The 553-nt window shown below is 41.4% G+C and carries 1 protein-coding gene; it reads right to left on the reverse strand.

What is annotated here, in order from left to right:
- Nucleotides 1-553: hypothetical protein (locus A3766_RS30680; RefSeq protein ID WP_197479417.1), on the reverse strand; the 553-nt coding region annotated here is incomplete at both ends.

Below are 553 nucleotides of genomic sequence, written 5' to 3' on the forward strand. Positions count from 1 at the left end.
AAGATTGATCACTATAATCATAAAACTGAGTGATTGGTGAACAGTTCATAACAGAACTCGCAACGTTCTCCCCTTTTTTTATTTGGGTACAGCTTTCTCTATTTGCATGAGACTGCGAAAATGAATCCTGTATCAAATGAAGAACAGCCCCAAGCGCAGACAGTCTGATAGTTCTGCTATCATGAATCACGGTGCAAGTCTCTGAGTCGAATGCATCCGCACACAGATTATTAAAAATCCAGGCTATTTCTTGGCCTTTCAGCATAAAATCACTACCGTCATTCTCTTCAGAAGAGGGATAAAACGACTCCGCAAACTCTTTTCTCCCCTCTCTGCTCTTTAAAGGTACAAAATATTCATCAAATGTGGAATCTAAGGCTATTTCACCATTTGATATGCCATAAGCAAACCATGCCCAGCTTAGTACCTTCTTCATCGTCACTTCATACTCTTCGGGCTTAGAGGAGCTATAAGACGCCATAGCATGCCAATATCGGCGTTTTTCAAGGTAGTTGTCGCCTGAGCATTTAAGCTGCTTGTTTTTCCTTCTCCG

The organism is Oleiphilus sp. HI0132, from assembly GCF_001635845.1.